Raw genomic sequence first — 18,054 nt, 5'->3', positions numbered from 1 at the left:
GATGCAAGATCTCTGCCGCAGCCTTCTGGCTTGCATGCAGCAACCGATGGGTAGGTTTCGCGGCGGCCTCAGGGCCGCCGCTTTTTTTGCTCGGCTACGTGGAGCACCAGCTTAAGGAGCCGGTCCGAAGAACCGTGTCGTATGCTTGATGACCAGCTCGGGGTTGTCGACGCTCTCGATTCGCAGCTGCACGTCGCGGCGCCCGACGACAGCGCCGGCTTCCGCGCGCAGGGTAAAGGAGCGATTGACGACCTCTTCGGCGGCTGCCGCAATCTCCAGCGGCTCTTCCACCAGCATCACCCCATTGCCCTCCTGCACGATCACCCTGAAGAGCTGCGGCGCGGGCTGTTTGTTGATGAGCTTCAGCGTGTAGGCGTTCTCAATGCTGCCGTCTCCTGCGACGCGATTGAGGGCATTGCGGTCACGCAGCACGTCGACATTGACGGGTTGCAGATGGGTGACGCCCCACAGCCAGCCCGCGAAGATCACAGACAGCAGTAGACCGTAGAAGATCACTCGTGGACGCAGCACCCGGGTCGGCCTGTCGTCGACCGCATTCTGGGTGGTGTAGCTGATCAGACCGCGCGGGAAGTTCATCTTGTCCATGACTTCATCGCAGGCATCGATGCAGGCGCCGCAGGCGATGCACTCGTACTGCAGACCATTGCGGATATCGATGCCCGTGGGGCACACCTGCACGCAGATCGTGCAGTCGATGCAGTCGCCGAGATCGTCCGTGCTGCGTACCTGTGGGGCAGCGCTGGTGTCGAGATCATCCACCGCCAGCGCGGTGGTGGCGCGCGCGGCCACCCGCGACTGCCCACGCATTGCAGCGTGCGCAGCGGCAATCACAGCCGCCGTGGCGGCCCGCACGTCCAGCAGCCCGCGTGCGCGTACCAGCACACTGCCCAGGCCACGCTTGCGCGGCCCCCGCGGCTCGCCGCGCATCGGGTTGTAGCTGATGATCAGGGTGTTGCGATCGAACATCGCGCTCTGGAAGCGCGCGTAGGGGCACATGTATTTGCAGACCTGCTCGCGCAGCACACCGGCATTGCCCCAGGTAGCCAACGCGTAGAACAGCACCCAGAAGGTCTCCCACGGCCCCCACGAAAAGCTCAGCAGGCGCGCGCCAAGATCGGTGATCGGGGTGAAAAATCCGACGAAGGTGAAACCGGTCCACAGCGCGAACACCAGCCAGACGCTGTGCTTGCCTGCCTTGCGCAGCAGCTTGTCGCGCGTCCAGGGCGAGGCGTCCAGCTTCATCTGCTTGGCGCGGTCACCCTCGAAGAAGCGCTCCATCCACACGAAGACCTCGGTCCAGACGGTCTGCGGACAGGCATAGCCACACCATAATCGCCCGGCCAGGGCGGTGAAGAAGAACAGCGCGAGGCCGGCGAGGATCAACAGCACCGCCAGGAAGATGAAATCCTGCGGCCAGAAGTTCAGCCCGAAGACGTAGAATTTGCGCGCCGGCAGATCGAACAGCACAGCCTGACGGCCATCCCAGCGAAACCACGGGAACACGTAATAGATGCCCAGCAGCACCCACACCGCGAGGTTGCGCAGGCGCGTGAAGCGGCCCTTGACCTCACGCGGATACACTTTGCCCTCGGATGCGTAGAGCGCATTGCCGCCACCGGTGAGCACCGACGGAATCTCGGTTGCCATGGCTCAGCGCTCCTCAGGCAGCGGACGGTTGAAGCGGCTGGCCGGCCGCAACAGGATCCAGGTGAACAGGCTGGAGCTGGCCGTGCACAGCCAGAACACGAAGAACCCGAAGCTGTAGCCGAACTCGCGGCTGATGGCCCAGTCCGGGAAAGTCAGCTCCTGCAGCGCCAGCGGGTCGACGAAGGCAAAGAACACCATCGTGGCGACGCCGGCGGCAAAGAAACTGGGCCACAGGATCGCGCCGAGTCGCTGGACCAGCGGGCGCGGTGGATGATCGAAATGAACGGGGGTGTCGGAACTCATGGTCGGCAGCCTTCTGGCCTGGGCCTGCGGGATGCCGAAGCTTCCCACGCGCTTGCCGCTGTCCACCCCCGGTTGGATCAAATTCCGGCGCACAAATGCGCGTGCGCCCGGGCCGATGCCCGGGCGCACGCGTGGTTCTGCCAGTGAACCGGATCAGTGCCCGCTGGCTTGGGCGCCTCTGCCTTGGCTCAACGAGTACACGTAGGCCGACACCAGGCGCGCGCGATCGGCACCGATGATGGGTTCATGCGGCGGCATCATGCCGTTGCGGCCCTTGATGATGCCTTCGCGAATGCTGGCCAGATCGCTGCCATACAGCCAAACGTCGTCAGCGAGATTGGGCGCGCCAAGCATCGGATTGCCCTTGCCGTCGACGCCATGACAGGCCGCGCAAACGCCTTCGAAGCGGGCTCTGCCGGCGGCGGCCAGCGCCGGGTCGGCGCGCATGCCGGACAGGCTCTGCACGTAGACCGAGACCTCGGCAATGGCCTGGTCCGAGCCCAGCACCGCGCCGAAGGGCGGCATGGCGGCCTGACGTCCATTCAGCACCGTGTGCAGGATGTCGTCCGGGTTGCCACCCCAGTTCCAGGTGTTGTCGGTGAGGTTCGGAAAGCCGCGGCTGCCGCGTGCATCCGAGCCATGACACATGGCGCAGTTGTTGGCGAACACCGACTGCCCGAGCGACAGGGCCTTGGCGTCCGCTGCCAGCTGCGGAATCGCAACGCTGGCGAACTGGGCGAACAGTGGCGCAACTCGTGCTTCGTTCTCGGCCTGCTCGACATCGTGCTGTCCCACCGATGACCAGCCACCGATGCCGGCGAACGAGCCCACGCCCGGGTAGTAGATGAGGTAGCCGACGCTGAACACGATAGTGATGTAGAACAGGTTCACCCACCACTTCGGCATCGGCTTGTTGTATTCAGTCAGGTCACCGTCCCAGGTGTGGCTGGTGTCCTCCGCCTTTGCATCGCCGGGGCGGCTGCGTCCGGTGAAGTAGATCAACAGCACGCAGCCGACCAGATTGATGACGACCAGGGCTGCGATGTAAGAGGTCCAGAAGGCGCTCATGGGGCTTTCTCACGTGTGCGTTGGGTGGTGCCGTGGGACGGTGGGCCGTCTTCCAGCGGCAGCTGCGCAGCGGCGTCGAATTCCGCCTTGCGCTTGCTGCTGTAGGCCCAGAACACCCCGACAATGAAGGCGATGAACAGCGCGACGGTCAGTAGCCCCGAGAAGGTTCCCTGGCTCATGGCGCACCCGCCTGTTCAGCGACAGCGGGCGTCACACCAGGCCGTGGAGCATGCTTGCCCAGCCCCTGCAGGTAGGCAACCAGCGCGTCCAGCTCGGTCTTGCCGGCCAGCACCGCGGCAGCGCCTTCGATCTCTTCCTCGGTGTAGGGGTCGCCGATGGTGCGCAATGCCCGCATGTGGCTGACGATGCTGTCGGGGTTGATCTGGTTGTCGGCAAGCCAGGAGTAGGCCGGCATATTCGACTCCGGAACAACATCGCGCGGGTTCAGCAGATGCACGCGGTGCCAGTCGTCCGAGTAGCGGCCACCGACGCGAGCCAGATCCGGCCCGGTGCGCTTGCTGCCCCACTGGAAGGGCCGGTCGTAGACCGACTCACCCGCCAGTGAATAGTGGCCATAGCGCTCGGTCTCGAAGCGCAGCGTGCGCACCATCTGCGAATGGCAGTTGTAGCAGCCCTCGCGGATGTACACATCGCGCCCGGCAAGCTCCAGCGGCGGGTACGGTTTGATACCCGGGAGCGGTTCGATTGCTTCAGCCTGGAACATCAGCGGCACAATCTGCGACAGGCCGCCAAAGGAGATCGCGACAGCGATCAGGATGCCCATCAGGCCGATGTTTTTTTCGATCTTTTCATGGTTCATGGTCATTCCCTTTGGGGCGCCGCGGCGCCCCGCGACGTCAAGCGTGGGCCGGCTCGATGGCGGGCGGCAGGACCGGTGTGTCTTCGACTTGCTTGGCCAACTGGTAGGTCTTGAAGACGTTGTAGGCCATCAACAGCATCCCGCTGAGCACGAGCACGCCGCCGAGCAGTCGCACCAGGTAATAGGGATAGGTGGCGACCAGCGACTCCACGAAGGTGTAGGTCAAGGTGCCGTCTTCGTTGTTGGCGCGCCACATCAAGCCCTGCATCACGCCAGCGATCCACATCGAGGCGATGTAGAACACCACGCCGATGGTGTGCACCCAAAAGTGGGTATCGATCAGCTTGACCGAGTACATCTGGGTCAGGCCCAGCAGGCGGGGCATCAGCGCATACAGCGACCCGACCGTGATCATCGCGACCCAGCCCAGCGCACCGGAATGCACATGACCGATTGTCCAATCCGTGTAGTGCGACAGCGAGTTGACCGTCTTGATCGACATCATCGGGCCCTCGAAGGTGCTCATGCCGTAGAACGACAGGGCGACGATAAGGAACTTCATGATCGGGTCAGTGCGCAACTTATGCCAGGCACCCGACAGGGTCATCATGCCGTTGATCATGCCGCCCCAGCTCGGCGCCAGCAGCACCAGCGAGAACACCATACCCAGGCTCTGCGCCCAGTCGGGCAGCGCGGTGTACTGCAGGTGATGCGGGCCGGCCCACATGTAGATGGCGATCAGGGCCCAGAAGTGCACGATCGACAGCCGGTACGAGAACACCGGGCGGCCGGCCTGCTTTGGAATGAAGTAGTACATCATTCCGAGGAAAGCGGCGGTCAGGAAGAAGCCGACTGCGTTGTGGCCGTACCACCACTGGGTCATCGCATCGACCGAGCCACTCAGGATGCCGTAGCTCTTGAAGCCCGACACCGGCAGCGCGAGGTTGTTGCCGATGTGCAGCACGGCGATCGTGATGATGTAGGCCGCGAAGAACCAGTTGGCCACGTAGATGTGCTTGACCTTGCGCTTGACGATGGTGCCGAAAAACACCACCCCGTAGGCCACCCAGATCACCGTGATCAGCCAATCGATCGGCCACTCCAGCTCGGCGTACTCCTTGCCTTGCGTCAGCCCCAGCGGCAGGGTGATCGCCGCGAGCACGATCACCAGTTGCCAACCCCAGAAGGTGAAGGCCGCCAGCTTTTCGGCGAACAGGCGTGCATGGCATGTGCGCTGGACGATGTAGTAACTGGTGGCAAACAGTGCCGAGCCACCGAAGGCGAAAATCACCGCATTGGTATGCAGCGGACGCAAGCGCCCGTAGGACAGCCAGGAGATCCCGGCCGTGAGATCAGGCCAGTACAGCTGGGCGGCGATGATCACCCCAACCAGCATGCCCACGATGCCCCAGATCACGGTCATCACCGCGAACTGGCGCACTACCTTGTCGTTGTAGAACGCAGATTTATCTATCGCCATCGCCATTGGGGCGTCCCCTCGTTCCAGGTCGGAGGCAAGTGTGGCGGTGCGACATTCGGCCGCAGTTGATCTGAGTCAAAGGCCTTGCCGCACAGATCGCTTCGCATTCGGCGCAAAGTGCAAGCTATTGATTCCAATGGATCGCTGCCCCCTATACTGGGCACGCCATGACGCCCGAAACGCTCCCGTCGGACACCCGCTGCTCCACCTTGGTCGAACGCGAACAGATCGAGGACTGGGCGCGCGCACTGGGCTTCCAGGCAGTCGGTGTCAGCGGCATCGATCTGGGCGCTGACGAGGCCCATCTGATCGATTGGCTGCAACAGGGCTGTCACGGCGAGATGGACTACATGCAGCGCCACGGAACGCTGCGCTCGCGGCCCGCCGAACTGGTGCCGGGAACGCTGCGGGTGATCTCGGCGCGGATGGACTATCTACCGGAAGGACAGGCCGAGGCCGAGGCCGTGCTGGCCGACCCGCAGATCGGCTATGTGTCGCGCTATGCGTTGGGGCGCGACTATCACAAGCTGCTGCGCAGTCGGCTGCAGAAGCTGGCCGACCGCATCACCGAGGCCGCAGGCCCGTTCGGCTATCGCGTGTTCACCGATTCCGCACCGGTGCTGGAGAAAGCGCTGGCGCGCAACGCGGGCCTGGGCTGGATCGGCAAGCACAGCAATCTGATCGACAGCCGCAGCGGCAGCTGGTTCTTCCTCGGCGAGATCTACACCACCCTGCCGCTGCCGGTCGACGCGCCCGCCAGCAACCACTGCGGCAGCTGCACGCGCTGTATCAGTGCCTGCCCCACCGCAGCGATCGTCGCGCCCTACCGCGTCGACGCGCGTCGCTGCATCTCCTACTTGACCATCGAGTTGGGCGGGGCGATCCCAGAGGAATTCCGCGCTCCGATGGGCAACCGCATTTACGGCTGCGACGACTGTCAGCTGGCCTGCCCGTGGAACAAGTTCGCCCGGCTCAGCGCCGAGCCCGACTTCCGCGCCCGACATGCGCTGGACTCCACCAGCCTAGTAGAGCTGTTTGGCTGGGACGAAGCGGAGTTTCTGCGCCGTACCGAGGGCTCGGCGATTCGCCGCATCGGCCATGAGCGCTGGCTGCGCAACATCGCGGTGGCGCTGGGCAATGCACCACCCTCGCCCGCCGTTGTGCAGGCGCTGAGCGCACGCGCCAATGACGCTTCGGAACTGGTGCGCGAGCATGTGCAGTGGGCGCTGCAACGCCAGCAATCGGCCGGTTAGCGCAGCTCGGGCACCAGCGACTCGAGCAGGCTGCGGGTAACTGCATCACCGGCGGGCTCACCGCCCGACAGAGCCGGCAGCAGTTGGTTCGCAAGACGCTTGCCAAGCTCCACGCCCCACTGGTCAAACGCATTGATGTCCCACAGCAGCGATTGCGCGTACACCGAGTGCTCATACAGCGCCAGCAGCGCGCCGAGGCTGTGCGGTGTGAGCGCGTCCAGCAGCAGCAAGATGCTAGGCCGTCCGCCCGGGTAGTGCCGGTGAGGATCGCTGCTGGCGCTGCCGCAGGCCAAGGCCTCGCACTGCGCCAACAGGTTGGACAACAGCGCCCGATGATTCCCGGCGTAGGCGTGTGCAGGCTTGACCACGCCGATGAAGTCAGCCGCCACCACCTGGGTGCCCTGATGCAGTGCCTGGAAGAACGAATGCTGGCTGTTGGTACCGGTGCCGCCCCAGACCACCGGAACCGTATCGACCGCCACCGCATTGCCCGACAACTCGACTCGCTTGCCCAGACTTTCCATCACCAGTTGCTGGAGGAAGGCAGGCAGCAAAGCCAAGCGCTCGTCATAAGGCAGCACGGCTTGAGTCGACAGACCGAGAATGTCGCGATTCCAAACCGCCACGAGCGCATGCAGCACCGGCAGGTTCCGATCCAGCGGCGTCTGCAGTGCGTGCGCATCCATCGCTGCAGCACCCGCCAACAGATCGTCAAAGCCGGTGCGCCCCAGGGCCAGCCGGATCGACCAGCCCACCGCTGACCACAGCGAAAAACGCCCGCCGACCCAGTCCCACATCGGCAGCACGCGCGTTTCATCGATGCCGATCGCCGCAGCGCGTTGCGTATTGGCGGTGACTGCGTAAAGCCGACTGTCGTCGCCCAGCCAATCTCGCAGGATCGCGCCGTTGAGCTGGGTTTCCTGGGTGGTGAAGCTCTTCGAGACCAGCAGCACAGCGGTGTGCTTCGGGTCCAGCCGGGGCAGCAGGCGCGCGGTGGCGCTGCCATCGACATTGGTCAGGAAATGAATGCGGAAGCGGCCATTGGCGAACTCCTGCAGGGCGTCGACCACCAGCCGCGGCCCGAGATCGCTGCCGCCAATGCCGACGCTGACGATGTCGGTCACGGTGCTGGATTCTAGTTCCACGCACAGCTGTTCCATCCGCTGACGCGTTGCCAACACTTCAGCGCGGGCGGCCCGGGCGATCGGGCTTTCACCGAGGTCTGAGCGCAAGGCCGTATGCAGTGCAGGCCGCTGCTCGGTCGGATTGACCTCGTCGCCATTCATCAGGCGCTCGAATCCGCCGACGAGATCGGCCACTTCTGCCGACGCCAGCAGCACCTGCAGTGCCTCGGCATCAAGCTTCTGCCGGGCCAGTCCCAGCCGGATGCCAATGGCGGACACAGCGAACTCGCGTTCCCGCTGCGGCTCGGCGCAGAGTTCGGACAGCGGTAGGGCAGCAAGCCGTGCGGCCTGCTGCTGCAGCCGTGGGAGGTCCAGTTTCATGCAGGGGTCGGCCTTCAGCGTGGCGGGCGTTGGCCGGCAGATTATCAGCCGCGGACTGCTCTTGATGGCGCTCGGAGCGTGCAGGGCGACACGGCCAATTGGCGACTATGCGTTGCTTTCGCGCAACACCACCAGAAAGGGACCGTGTCTGCTCCGCAAGCAAGCCGATTCGGAACACGCAACCCGTTGAAAAGAAAAAAAACCCTCGCAGGAAACCCTGCGAGGGTGGAAACGGAGTGACGATTACCTAGCGATACGCCCTGCTGCTCTAGAAGTCTTCGCGCTTTGAGGTCGCGCAGACCTGTCGAGACAGTGGCTAAGCTACAGGCACTGACGAAAAAAAACAACACCCGCGACGTTTTTTTGCAACTTGACTGTGTATTGAGGTCTGGAACCGTAGAAACGCAGTCCAGATCAGCTGCAGGCGAAGCTGAGATTGTCGATCAGCCGCGTGGCACCCAGCCGTGCAGCGATCAATGCGACCCGCGTGCCGGGTCCGAGCGCATCTGGCTCCACCAGGTTGTCCGGCTGGCGCAACACCGCGTAGTCGACCGTGAAGCCCTCTGCCTCCAGCGCAGCATTGGCCCAGGTTTCGACCTGGATCTGCGCTTCGCCGGCCTGCGAACGCCGCGCCATTGACTGCAGCGTCTCGAAGATGCGCGCGGCGCGTTGACGCTGCTCAACATCCAAGTACTGATTTCGCGAACTCATGGCCAAACCGTCGGTCTCGCGTACGGTGTCCCCCGCCACGATCTGCAGCGGGAAGCCCAAGTCGCTCACCATATGGCGGATCACCTGCAGCTGCTGGAAGTCCTTGCTGCCAAACACCGCCAGGTCCGGCTGGGCCAGATTGAACAATCGAGCAACCACGGTGGCCACGCCGGCGAAATGGCCCGGCCGGTGTGCGCCGCACAGGACGTTCGACAGTCCCGGCACCTCCACCTTGACCGCACGCTCGATCCCCAGGGGATACATGACTTCCACCGAAGGCAAGAACAGAAGGTCGCATCGGGCGGCATCCAGCGCAGCTGCGTCGCCCTCCAAGGTTCGCGGGTAGCGCGAGTAGTCTTCGTTCGGGCCGAACTGGGTCGGGTTGACGAAAATGCTGCAGATCACGCGCTGCGCCAGCCCGCGGGCCTGCTCGATCAAGGCCAAATGGCCGCGATGCAGGTTCCCCATCGTGGGCACGAAGGCGATGCGATCGCCCGCAGCTCGCCACTGCGCCACTCGCGCGCGCAGCTCCGCCGCGCTTTCGATGCGTTCAAGACTCATTGGAAGCTGTGCTCCTGGGTGGGAAAGCTGCCTTTGCGCACCGCTTCAGCGTAGGCCACGAAGGCTGCCTCGACGGTGCCGGCGCCGGCCAGGAAGTCCTTGACGAAGCGCGGCCTGCGGCCGGGCGTGACGCCAAGCAGGTCATGCATCACCAGCACCTGCCCGTCGCACTGCAGACCGGCGCCGATGCCGATGGTGGGAATGGCGATATCGGCTGTGATCTCAGCGGCCAGCGCCGCCGGCACGCATTCGAGCACCAGCATTTCGGCGCCGGCCTCGGCGACCCGCCGCGCATCCTCGCGCAGCCGCAGGGCTGCTTCGGCATCGCGACCCTGCACCCGATAGCCGCCGAGCTTCAGCACCGACTGCGGCGTCAGGCCCAGGTGCGCGCATACCGGGATATCGCGGGCGCTCAGGTATTCGATGCTGTCGAGCACATGCCCTGCTCCCTCCAGCTTGACCAAGGCGGCGCCACCTTCGGCCTGCAGGCGTGCAGCGGCCTCCAGCGCGCGCTGCGGACTGGCGTAACTCTGATACGGCATGTCCGTCATCAGCACCGCTCGGCGCAGGCCGCGGGCCACGGCAGCAGAGTGATAGACCATCTGATCGACCGTCACCGGCAAGGTGCTGGAGTGGCCCTGAACCACCATGCCAAGCGAATCGCCCACCAACACGAGATCAACGCCGGCGGCATCCATCACCGCCGCAAAGCTAGCGTCATACGCGGTCAGGCACACGATGCGCTGCGCCTGGGCTTTCATCTTTCGGAATGAAGGAACGTTAAGCGGGGCGGCGATCGGCGCTCCCGGTTCGGCGCTGTACATGGCGAGGGTCCTGGGGCAGAACGGCTGCAGCCGAGGGCCGCAGCTCGCGAAACGTCTCGGCGCGGGCGTCTCCGGATCGCTCCGGCCACGCCGCGGATGGGACACGCATGCTACCGAATCAAGCCCGCCAGCTGGCGGCCCGCCGCCGCGCGATCAAGCTTCCAGACGGACGATGCCCTGTGCATCCAATGTGGTGGCAATCTCGGCTGCACAACCGTGTGGATCGAGCCGCAGCGTCGGGGCGATCTCAGCCAACGGCAGCATCACGAACGCGCGCTCATGCATGCGTGGATGCGGCAGCTGCAGTCGCGGCAGGTCGATGCGTTCGCTGCTGAACAGCAGAAGATCAAGATCCAGCACACGCGGACCCCAGCGCCGCGCACGCACGCGGCCTGCGGCGCGCTCGATTCCCAGCAGGGCGTCCAGCAGAGCCAGTGGCTCGAGCGTGGTCTCAAGCTCGGCCACGGCGTTGACGAAATCAGGTTGATCGAGCTCACCCCATGGTGGAGTGCGATACAGGCTGGACCTCCGCAGCACTTGCGTGCCGGGCAGTCGCCCCAACTCGGAAATGGCCTGCACGAGCTGGCGCCGGGGCTCGCCGATATTGCTGCCCAAAGCGACAAAAACGCCAGGCACTGCGGCCATCACCAGGAATCAGCTGCGACGCCCACCGCGACGGCGGCGACGCGGTCGGCCAGCGCTCGGAGCTGCCTGCTTGTCCAAGCGCTCGGACAGGCTGGTGTCGTCCAGTTCCAGTGTGTCACGCCACCACTCGCACTCGGACATCAACTCCGGCACCACGGTCGCGCGCAGCTCCAAGAAGTCGAACGCAGCCTTGAAGCGTGGATGCTGGCGCAGGCGGAATACGCGCTTGCGCTGGCGCAGGGGGAAGCGAGACTGCAGGAACCAGATCTCGTGCATCGGCACGCTGAAACGCCGCGGGATGCCGATGCGTTCGGTCTGACGCAGGGTGACGCGATCGGCAGCACGCTGCTCCGCTACCGCCAGATCGGCCCCCTCATCCAGCATGCGCGCCAGCTCCTGCGCATAGGCAGGCCACAACAGTGCCGCGAACAGATAGGCCGGCGTTACCGGCTTGTCCTCGGTGACCCGCAGGTCGGTATTGCGCAGGCCTTCGATCATCAGCGCGCGGCACTGACCGCTGCCGTCCGCGGCAAGTGCATCCGCGGCATCCGGGAACATCACCGGCAGCAAACCGTTGGCTTCAAGGCTACGCAGGCTGGGCACCCCGTGCCCGGACATGAACATCTTCAGCGACTCGTCGAACAGTCGCGCGCTGGAGGCATCGGCGAGCAGGCCAGCCATGCGCGGGATCGGCTCGGCGGCTTCAGGCGAAATCGTGAAGCCCAGCTTGGCCGAAAGCCGCACCGCGCGAAGCATCCGCACCGGGTCTTCGCGATAGCGCTCTTCGGGATCGCCGATCAAACGCAGCCGCCGCGCCATCACATCGTCGTAGCCGCCGACGAAATCGCGCACCGAGAAGTCTTCGATCGCGTAATACAAGGCGTTGGCGGTGAAGTCGCGGCGCACCGCATCGTCCTCGATGCTGCCGTAGACGTTGTCGCGGACGAGCACACCGTTGTCGATTTCGCGATCGCCCGAGCCATCGTCGGCGCTGGCGCGAAACGTGGCGACTTCGATGATCTCCGGCCCGAACACCACATGGGCGAGGCGGAAGCGGCGACCGATCAGCCGGCAGTTGCGGAACAGATGCCGCACTTCGTCGGGCGTAGCGCTGGTGGCGACGTCGAAATCTTTGGGCGCGCCGCCGATCAGAAGATCTCGAACGGCGCCGCCGACCAGATATGCGCCGAAACCGGCCTCATGCAGGCGGTACAGCACTCGCAGTGCATTGGGGCTGATCTGCTTGCGCGAGATGCAGTGTTCGGAACGCGGAATGATACGCGGCTGAAGGATTTGTGGATGCACGGGGTAGTCAGGACTCGAACGAATGGCCCACTTCAAGGGCAGACTGCAGTGGCGCGATTGCGCAGCACTGTCACGGGCGGGCAGAAGCAGGGCAAAGCCATGCACTGCAGGTGCGCCGGAGCATTGTCAGCCGGCGTCATCCTGCCTATACTAGCGGTTCAACTTGAGGCTGAACACCACGCTCCCTTCGTCTAGCGGCCCAGGACGTCGCCCTCTCAAGGCGAAAACACGAGTTCGAACCTCGTAGGGAGCGCCACCTCTTTCTTCGTTCAGCTGCATCCGACCTTTCGGTCCAGAGCGCCCCAATGCCCTTCGTCGTCACCGAGAATTGCATCAAATGCAAGTTCACCGACTGTGTTGAAGTTTGCCCGGTCGACTGCTTTCACGAAGGCCCGAACTTTCTTGTGATCGATCCAGACGAGTGCATCGACTGCACCCTCTGCGAACCCGAGTGTCCGGCCAACGCGATCTTCCCACTGGATGATGTCCCGGCCGGCCAGGAAGCTTTCATCACCCTGAACGCTGAGCTCAGTCCGCTGTGGCCGGTGATCACGGTTCGCAAAGAATCTCCAGCCGACGCCGAGAGCTGGAACGGCAAACCGAACAAGCGCGACCTGCTCGAACGCTAGCTGCCGGCCCCACCCTCTCATCGAAAACGCAGAAGGCGAGCCGCGGCTCGCCTTCTGCTTTTCGGCGGCTCTCAGGCCGCGCGAATCACAACAGGCGCGTGCGCAGCTCGCCGAGCAGAGCAGCCGCAGCCGAGGTGGTCGCTTCGCGACCGTCCGTGGTGACTGCCGAGATCCGCGCGCCTTGGCCTTCTTCAGCGGCACGGACCAGCAGGCTCTCGCCGCGGAAGGTGATGTTGTAGGCACCGACCAATTCAACCCGCTCGCCGATCACCACACCTTCGATCCGATCCAAGGCGAGACCGACCCGGCGCCACGCCGAGGCTTTGCTGTCGGCGACCACGAAGGCCGCCGAGGCCACGGGCGCGGCGGCAGATGCCGCCGGCGTGGTCGCTGCGGGAACCCGCATCGCCTGGGTGGTGTTCGGCAGGCTCAGGTCGGGCGGAACCTCCAGCGGACGGTTCTCCGGGCTCTGCGCGTAGGGACTCGCCGAGCGGAACCAGCTGCACCCGGACAGTGCCAGCAGGCTGGCGGCCAGGGCGATCGAGATCGCGGTGCGCGACAGCGCGTTGGGTTTGGTCATCGTGACTCTCCAATGAAAAGCGGATCGATCGAAAGCTCGGCGGATGCCGCGAACTCGGTCGTAGCGAGCTCGGGCAGCAAAGCCTCGAGCGCGGGTCGGTTGTCTGCCGAAAGGCAGGTCAGTGGCAGGCGCGGCACATCGCTGCCGAGCCCCTTGTGCGCCAGCAGCGCCTTGAGCGGAACGGGGTTGGATTCGCAGGCCAGAAAGGCGAACAGCGGCGCCAGCTTGGCTTCAATCGCGGCCACCGCATCGGCACGCCTGGCACGCGCCAGATCGCTTAGCCGGCGCATCGTCGCGGGTACGACGTTGGAGGCCACCGAAATCACGCCATCAGCCCCCGCCAGCATCGCCCGGCCACAGGTCGGGTCATCGCCGCTGAGAATGGTGAAATGATCCGAACGCAACGCCAGCAGTGCCTGCATGCGCTCGTGCTCGGTGCGCGCTTCCTTGATGCCGATGATGCGTGGGTGCCTGGCAAGCTCCGCGACAGTCGCAGGCAGCAGGTCACAACCGGTTCGCGAGGGCACGTTGTAGAGAATGATCGGCAGCTCGCCTTCATCGGCGACCCGCTCGAAGTGGGCGCGCAGACCGTGCTGGCTGGGCCGCACATAGGGCGGTGTGACCACCAGCGCCGCATGCGCACCGGCGCGAGCCGCCAAACGCGTTTGAGAAACCGTCTTGCGGGTGTTGGCCAGGCCGGTGCCGGCAATCACCGCCATCGGTCCGGCCAGGCGCAACGCGATCTCGATCAACTGCTGCAGCTCGGCATCGTCAAGCGCGCTGCCTTCGCCGGTGGAGCCGGCGACGACCAGCCCTTCTGTACCGCCAACGCGCTGCGCATCTACCAGGCGCGCCCAGGCATCAAGGTCGAGCGCGCCGTCCTCAGCGCCGCGGGCCGCGACAAAAGGCGTCGCAAGCGCGGTCAGACAACCGGTGATTCGCACGAGCAACCTCTCGATCCAGATGGGGTGCGACCCGCCGGGCGGCGAATCGGGCGGCCTCGCGCGCGCTAGTTGCGAGCCAAGGCAGCCCGCGATGGTACTGGCGCCGACAATCGGCGGACAAGTCCGGCCCCGCTCGCGTCACCCGCTGTTCATTTGCCACGCCGCCAGCGCCGCAGCCGCACTCAGGGTGCGCGAGCGGTTAAGCTAGCGGCCGAACTGTTGATGCCCGGAAACCGTCTTGAGCGACCCCTCGCCCCGCCCCCAAACCAATGAGAACTACCTGCTGATCAACGCGTTCTCGGTGCATCCCGAGTCGCCTCTGCTGTCGGTTTCGCGCCGGATTGCCGACAGTGGCTGCAATCTGGTCGACGCCCGGCTGTCGACCGTGGGCCGCGATGTATCGGTCGTGGCGCTGGCCGTTGGCTCATGGGACGCTGTCGCCAAGCTTGAGTCCGCGCTGGCCCGCCTGGAACGTGAGGAAGGACTGCGTCTGGTCTGGTATCGCACCGGCCCAAAGCCGCTGCAGAGCAACCTGCTGCCCTACATTGTCGAGGTCGTGGCCGCCGACAAGCCGGGCATTCTGTTCCAGCTGGCCGACTTCTTCGACCGCCAGGGCATCACCATCGAAAGCCTGCACAGCACCCGCTACCGCGCAATGCAAACCGGCGCCGACATGTTTTCGGCCCAGGTCACCATCGGCATTCCCGCCAACATGCACATCGCCGCCTTGCGCGATGACTTCCTCGAGTTCTGCGACCACCTGAACCTGGACGCGATCATGGACCCGATGAAGTTCTGAGCATGGCCGAGACCCTGTCCCTGCCCGCACTCAGCGTTGCGCTCGGCAACGGCAGCACGCTTGATCTGGCCAGCTTGCGCGGGCGTTGGGTGGTCATCTATGCCTACCCCAAGGACAGCACGCCCGGCTGTACCCGCGAGGGCCAGGATTTCCGCGATCTGCAGACGCAGTTCGAGGCGCTCGGCGCGCAGGTGTTTGGCCTCTCGCGAGATTCTGTCAACTCACACGCCCGCTTCGCCGAGAAGCAGGGTTTCAAGTTCGATCTGATCAGCGACCCCGACGAAACGCTGTGCAACGCGCTTGGCGTGATCCAGGAAAAAAGCCTGTACGGCCGCCGTTTCATGGGCGTCGAACGCAGCACGTTCCTGTTCGCGCCGGACGGCAGCGCCGCGCGGATCTGGCGCAAAGTGAAGGTGCCGGGCCATGCGCAGGCGGTGCTCGACGCACTCAAGGTGCTGGCGGATGGCTGAGCGCCCCTTGCGCCGGCCTGCGGTTTCGCGTCGGCCTGCGGTCGGCGTTCGCTCCTACAAAGCCCCACGGCCCGCAGCGCCAAACGCTGCGGGCCGTTTCGTTTCCCCCTGCCCCACCGCCTGAGGAAGACGCGCCGATGATGAGCCATGGCAAGCGGATCTACGTGCTCGACACCAATGTGCTGATGCACGACCCGACCGCGCTGTTCAAGTTCGAGGAACACGACGTCTACCTGCCGATGGTCGTTCTTGAAGAGCTCGACGCCGGCAAGAAAGGCACCTCCGAGGTCGCCCGCAACGCCCGCCAGGTCAGCCGCTTCATCAATGAGCTGATCGAAACCAATGGTGCGGAAAACATTTCTTCGGGCCTGCGTCTGGTGCGCCCGCAGGCGCTGCAGCTGCGCGCGAATCCGACGATCGGCCGGCTGCTGTTCCAGACCGCTGCACTCGACACCCAGAAGCGCGCCGGCAATCCGCTGCCGGACAACCAGATCCTGGCCTCCTGCCTGGTCCTGCGCGAGCAGCGCGCTGACGGCGAAGTGGTGCTGGTGTCGAAAGACATCAACCTGCGGATCAAGGCCAGTATTGTTGGCGTGCCCGCTGAGGACTACGAGAACGACCGCGCGCTGGATGATTTCAGCCTGTTGTTCAGCGGCGTACGCGAACTGCCCGAAGACTTCTGGGACACCCACGAGCAGGACCTGCGCTCGTGGATCGAGCGTGGCCACACCTACTACGAGATCCGCAGCAGCGAGGCAGAGGACTGGCGCCCGAACGAGTTCCTGTGCTTCGCCGGAGATGAGGAAGCCGAACTGCGGGTGGTCGGCCCGCGCGACGACCGCGTGGTGCTGCAGCTGGTCGACAACTTCCGCAGCAGCGCGCGCCAGGTCTGGGGCGTCAGCGCGCGCAACCGCGAGCAGAACTTCGCGCTCAACGCCTTGATGGACCCGGAGATCGACTTCGTCACCCTGCTTGGCACCGCCGGAACCGGCAAGACCCTGCTGGCGCTCGCAGCTGGCCTCGCGCAGACGCTGGATCAGCAGCGCTATCGCGAGATCATCATGACCCGCGCCACCGTCAGCGTCGGCGAGGACATCGGTTTTCTGCCCGGCACCGAAGAGGAAAAGATGACGCCGTGGATGGGCGCGCTGACCGACAACCTCGAAGTGCTGACCAGCCCGCAGGAAGGCGGCTCCTGGGGCCGCGCGGCGACCAATGAACTGCTCGCCTCGCGGATCAAGATCCGCTCGATGAACTTCATGCGCGGACGCACGTTTTTGTCACGCTACGTGATCATCGACGAGGCGCAAAACCTGACGCCCAAGCAGATGAAAACCCTGCTGACCCGCGCCGGCCCCGGCACCAAGATGATCTGCCTCGGCAATGTCGAACAGATCGACACGCCCTACCTGACCGAGACCACCTCCGGCCTGACCTATGCGGTCGACCGCTTCCAGAACTGGCCGCACAGCGCGCATATCACCCTGCGTCGCGGCGAGCGCTCGCGGCTGGCTGATTTTGCGTCTGAGGCGTTGTAGCTGGAGAGGATTGCCACCAAAGAAAAAGATCCGCTTGCTGGATGTCCCAGCAAGCGGATCTGATGGTCAAACAGTAACCAACCACGACTACAGCCCGCACCACATGTGCGCGCTACCAGAAGTGAAACGACTACCCGGGAATCTGGTCGGGTCGTTCGAAGAACGACCAGTCTCCGTTTTGGTCACGCGTCAACACGCCCTGGTATTCACCGTCTACGAAAAGCAGCCATGCACCACTCCCGTCGTCCCCGATGACGAGGGGGATAGGTTCGTAGGTCGGGCCATCGCTCTTGGCAGCAGCATCGCTGCCAGCCGACCGCACTGCGAGCTGCAGCACGAAGGTGCGGGAGGTCCTGGCATCCGCGATTTCCAGAAGTGAGACGCTGGGTGAAACCCGGTAGACAGCGAACTGTCCGGCGGCAAAGCTGCCCTCTGCGAGCGATGAACCCTTCGGGAGTTCGACAGAAGTAGTCACTTCGATCAGGGGAATGCCGCGGCGAGCACCATCGTCTGCGAGCGACGATTTCGAGACGCACGCCAACGGGGCAACCAACAAGCCAAGCAGTGCAAGAGTCCATGCTTTCACAACAGCTATCTCCAAGTTAGCAGGAATACCTACGATCGCCGCCCGCAGGTTTCACACTGCGGAGAAGGCGCCCAGACGGTAGCCAAGGTAGGCGCTCCACATCACCTGTAAGAACCTACAGGGTATGAAGGTCTCAAGTGATGCGCAGCAACTGCAACGCGCAAAACCGGGCATCCCAGGCGCGGGTGTAGGGGGGCGACGCCGCCTCCCCTCTCTCGCGACATCCAACCGCCTCTAGGGAAGCTCTGATCTATCCGTCCCGACAGCTACCATAGCCCACCGCCCGCAGAATGTTCAGCCGATGAAGCAGACCACCTTCGACTCCCTGGCCTACACCGCGAAGAAGAAGCAGACGCGTCGCGAGA

At 64.5% G+C, this 18,054-nt stretch carries 19 protein-coding genes and 1 tRNA gene; 6 read left to right on the top strand and 14 right to left on the bottom strand.

The window, feature by feature from the left end:
• Positions 1-111: 111 nt before the first annotated feature.
• The 6 genes from ACIQ7H_RS13495 to ccoN form a co-directional block, all read right to left on the bottom strand.
• Complete coding sequence (locus tag ACIQ7H_RS13495; protein WP_395792314.1) at positions 112-1,668, bottom strand: 4Fe-4S dicluster domain-containing protein; 1,557 nt, start codon at positions 1,666-1,668, stop codon at positions 112-114.
• A gap of 3 nt (positions 1,669-1,671) precedes the next feature.
• Positions 1,672-1,971, bottom strand: coding sequence for a hypothetical protein (locus ACIQ7H_RS13490; RefSeq protein WP_395792312.1), 300 nt, complete (start codon positions 1,969-1,971; stop codon positions 1,672-1,674).
• Positions 1,972-2,124: 153 nt separating this feature from the next.
• Positions 2,125-3,039, bottom strand: coding sequence for a cytochrome-c oxidase, cbb3-type subunit III (gene ccoP, locus ACIQ7H_RS13485; RefSeq protein WP_395792310.1), 915 nt, complete (start codon positions 3,037-3,039; stop codon positions 2,125-2,127).
• Positions 3,036-3,218 carry a cbb3-type cytochrome oxidase subunit 3 gene (locus tag ACIQ7H_RS13480; RefSeq protein ID WP_395792308.1) on the bottom strand — a complete coding sequence of 61 codons (183 nt, stop codon included), beginning with the start codon at positions 3,216-3,218 and terminating at the stop codon, positions 3,036-3,038. The genes ccoP and ACIQ7H_RS13480 overlap by 4 nt, the downstream gene beginning before the upstream one ends.
• Positions 3,215-3,865 (bottom strand): cytochrome-c oxidase, cbb3-type subunit II, encoded by a 651-nt coding sequence (ccoO, locus tag ACIQ7H_RS13475; protein WP_395792306.1) that lies wholly within the window; start codon positions 3,863-3,865, stop codon positions 3,215-3,217. Before ccoO ends, ACIQ7H_RS13480 begins: the two co-directional genes overlap by 4 nt.
• A gap of 31 nt (positions 3,866-3,896) precedes the next feature.
• The gene (ccoN, locus tag ACIQ7H_RS13470; RefSeq protein ID WP_395792304.1) at positions 3,897-5,345 is read right to left on the bottom strand and encodes a cytochrome-c oxidase, cbb3-type subunit I; all 1,449 of its coding nucleotides are present in this window, start codon (positions 5,343-5,345) and stop codon (positions 3,897-3,899) included.
• 161 nt (positions 5,346-5,506) lie between these two features.
• Between ccoN and queG the strand changes: the two genes are divergently transcribed.
• Positions 5,507-6,592, top strand: coding sequence for a tRNA epoxyqueuosine(34) reductase QueG (gene queG, locus ACIQ7H_RS13465; protein WP_395792302.1), 1,086 nt, complete (start codon positions 5,507-5,509; stop codon positions 6,590-6,592).
• On the opposite strand, the gene pgi is transcribed toward queG, so the two are convergent.
• The 5 genes from pgi to pcnB form a co-directional block, all read right to left on the bottom strand.
• Positions 6,589-8,097 (bottom strand): glucose-6-phosphate isomerase, encoded by a 1,509-nt coding sequence (pgi, locus tag ACIQ7H_RS13460; RefSeq protein ID WP_395792300.1) that lies wholly within the window; start codon positions 8,095-8,097, stop codon positions 6,589-6,591. The two genes, queG and pgi, sit on opposite strands and share 4 nt — an antisense overlap.
• A gap of 414 nt (positions 8,098-8,511) precedes the next feature.
• Positions 8,512-9,369, bottom strand: coding sequence for a pantoate--beta-alanine ligase (panC, locus tag ACIQ7H_RS13455; RefSeq protein ID WP_395792298.1), 858 nt, complete (start codon positions 9,367-9,369; stop codon positions 8,512-8,514).
• A complete protein-coding gene (gene panB / locus ACIQ7H_RS13450; RefSeq protein WP_395792296.1) occupies positions 9,366-10,193 on the bottom strand; it encodes a 3-methyl-2-oxobutanoate hydroxymethyltransferase in 828 nt (275 codons plus the stop codon). The genes panC and panB overlap by 4 nt, the downstream gene beginning before the upstream one ends.
• Positions 10,194-10,346: 153 nt before the next feature.
• A complete protein-coding gene (folK, locus tag ACIQ7H_RS13445; RefSeq protein WP_395792294.1) occupies positions 10,347-10,838 on the bottom strand; it encodes a 2-amino-4-hydroxy-6-hydroxymethyldihydropteridine diphosphokinase in 492 nt (163 codons plus the stop codon).
• A 9-nt stretch (positions 10,839-10,847) separates the two neighbouring features.
• Positions 10,848-12,179: a polynucleotide adenylyltransferase PcnB gene (gene pcnB / locus ACIQ7H_RS13440; protein ID WP_395792292.1), complete on the bottom strand. Its 1,332-nt coding sequence runs from the start codon at positions 12,177-12,179 to the stop codon at positions 10,848-10,850.
• A gap of 144 nt (positions 12,180-12,323) precedes the next feature.
• On the opposite strand from pcnB, the gene ACIQ7H_RS13435 reads away from it, so the two are divergent.
• A tRNA-Glu gene (locus ACIQ7H_RS13435) sits at positions 12,324-12,399 on the top strand.
• A gap of 49 nt (positions 12,400-12,448) precedes the next feature.
• On the top strand, positions 12,449-12,772 hold the full coding sequence (fdxA, locus tag ACIQ7H_RS13430; protein ID WP_395792290.1) for a ferredoxin FdxA: 324 nt from the start codon (positions 12,449-12,451) through the stop codon (positions 12,770-12,772).
• 85 nt (positions 12,773-12,857) lie between these two features.
• Here the strand turns inward: fdxA and ACIQ7H_RS13425 are convergent, their stop codons facing one another.
• Positions 12,858-13,352: a hypothetical protein gene (locus tag ACIQ7H_RS13425; RefSeq protein ID WP_395792288.1), complete on the bottom strand. Its 495-nt coding sequence runs from the start codon at positions 13,350-13,352 to the stop codon at positions 12,858-12,860.
• On the bottom strand, positions 13,349-14,296 hold the full coding sequence (dapA, locus tag ACIQ7H_RS13420) for a 4-hydroxy-tetrahydrodipicolinate synthase (protein WP_395792358.1): 948 nt from the start codon (positions 14,294-14,296) through the stop codon (positions 13,349-13,351). The genes ACIQ7H_RS13425 and dapA overlap by 4 nt, the downstream gene beginning before the upstream one ends.
• A 238-nt stretch (positions 14,297-14,534) precedes the next feature.
• Between dapA and ACIQ7H_RS13415 the strand changes: the two genes are divergently transcribed.
• The 3 genes from ACIQ7H_RS13415 to ACIQ7H_RS13405 all read left to right on the top strand — a co-directional run bounded on the left by ACIQ7H_RS13415 (position 14,535) and on the right by ACIQ7H_RS13405 (position 17,103).
• A complete protein-coding gene (locus ACIQ7H_RS13415; protein ID WP_395792286.1) occupies positions 14,535-15,095 on the top strand; it encodes a glycine cleavage system protein R in 561 nt (186 codons plus the stop codon).
• Between the two features lie 2 nt (positions 15,096-15,097).
• Positions 15,098-15,565 carry a peroxiredoxin gene (locus ACIQ7H_RS13410; RefSeq protein ID WP_395792284.1) on the top strand — a complete coding sequence of 156 codons (468 nt, stop codon included), beginning with the start codon at positions 15,098-15,100 and terminating at the stop codon, positions 15,563-15,565.
• Between the two features lie 140 nt (positions 15,566-15,705).
• Positions 15,706-17,103: a PhoH family protein gene (locus ACIQ7H_RS13405; RefSeq protein ID WP_395792282.1), complete on the top strand. Its 1,398-nt coding sequence runs from the start codon at positions 15,706-15,708 to the stop codon at positions 17,101-17,103.
• A 130-nt stretch (positions 17,104-17,233) separates the two neighbouring features.
• Here ACIQ7H_RS13405 and ACIQ7H_RS13400 read toward each other — a convergent pair whose 3' ends face one another.
• Positions 17,234-17,689, bottom strand: a complete 456-nt coding sequence (locus tag ACIQ7H_RS13400) for a hypothetical protein (protein WP_395792280.1) — start codon at positions 17,687-17,689, stop codon at positions 17,234-17,236.
• Positions 17,690-18,054 lie beyond the last annotated feature (365 nt).

Origin of the sequence: Aquimonas sp., from assembly GCF_044377145.1 — a bacterium.
Lineage (GTDB): Bacteria > Pseudomonadota > Gammaproteobacteria > Xanthomonadales > Xanthomonadaceae > Aquimonas.
Note: the sequence above shows the minus strand (reverse complement) of the source record. Positions and strands in the feature narration are given on the sequence as shown.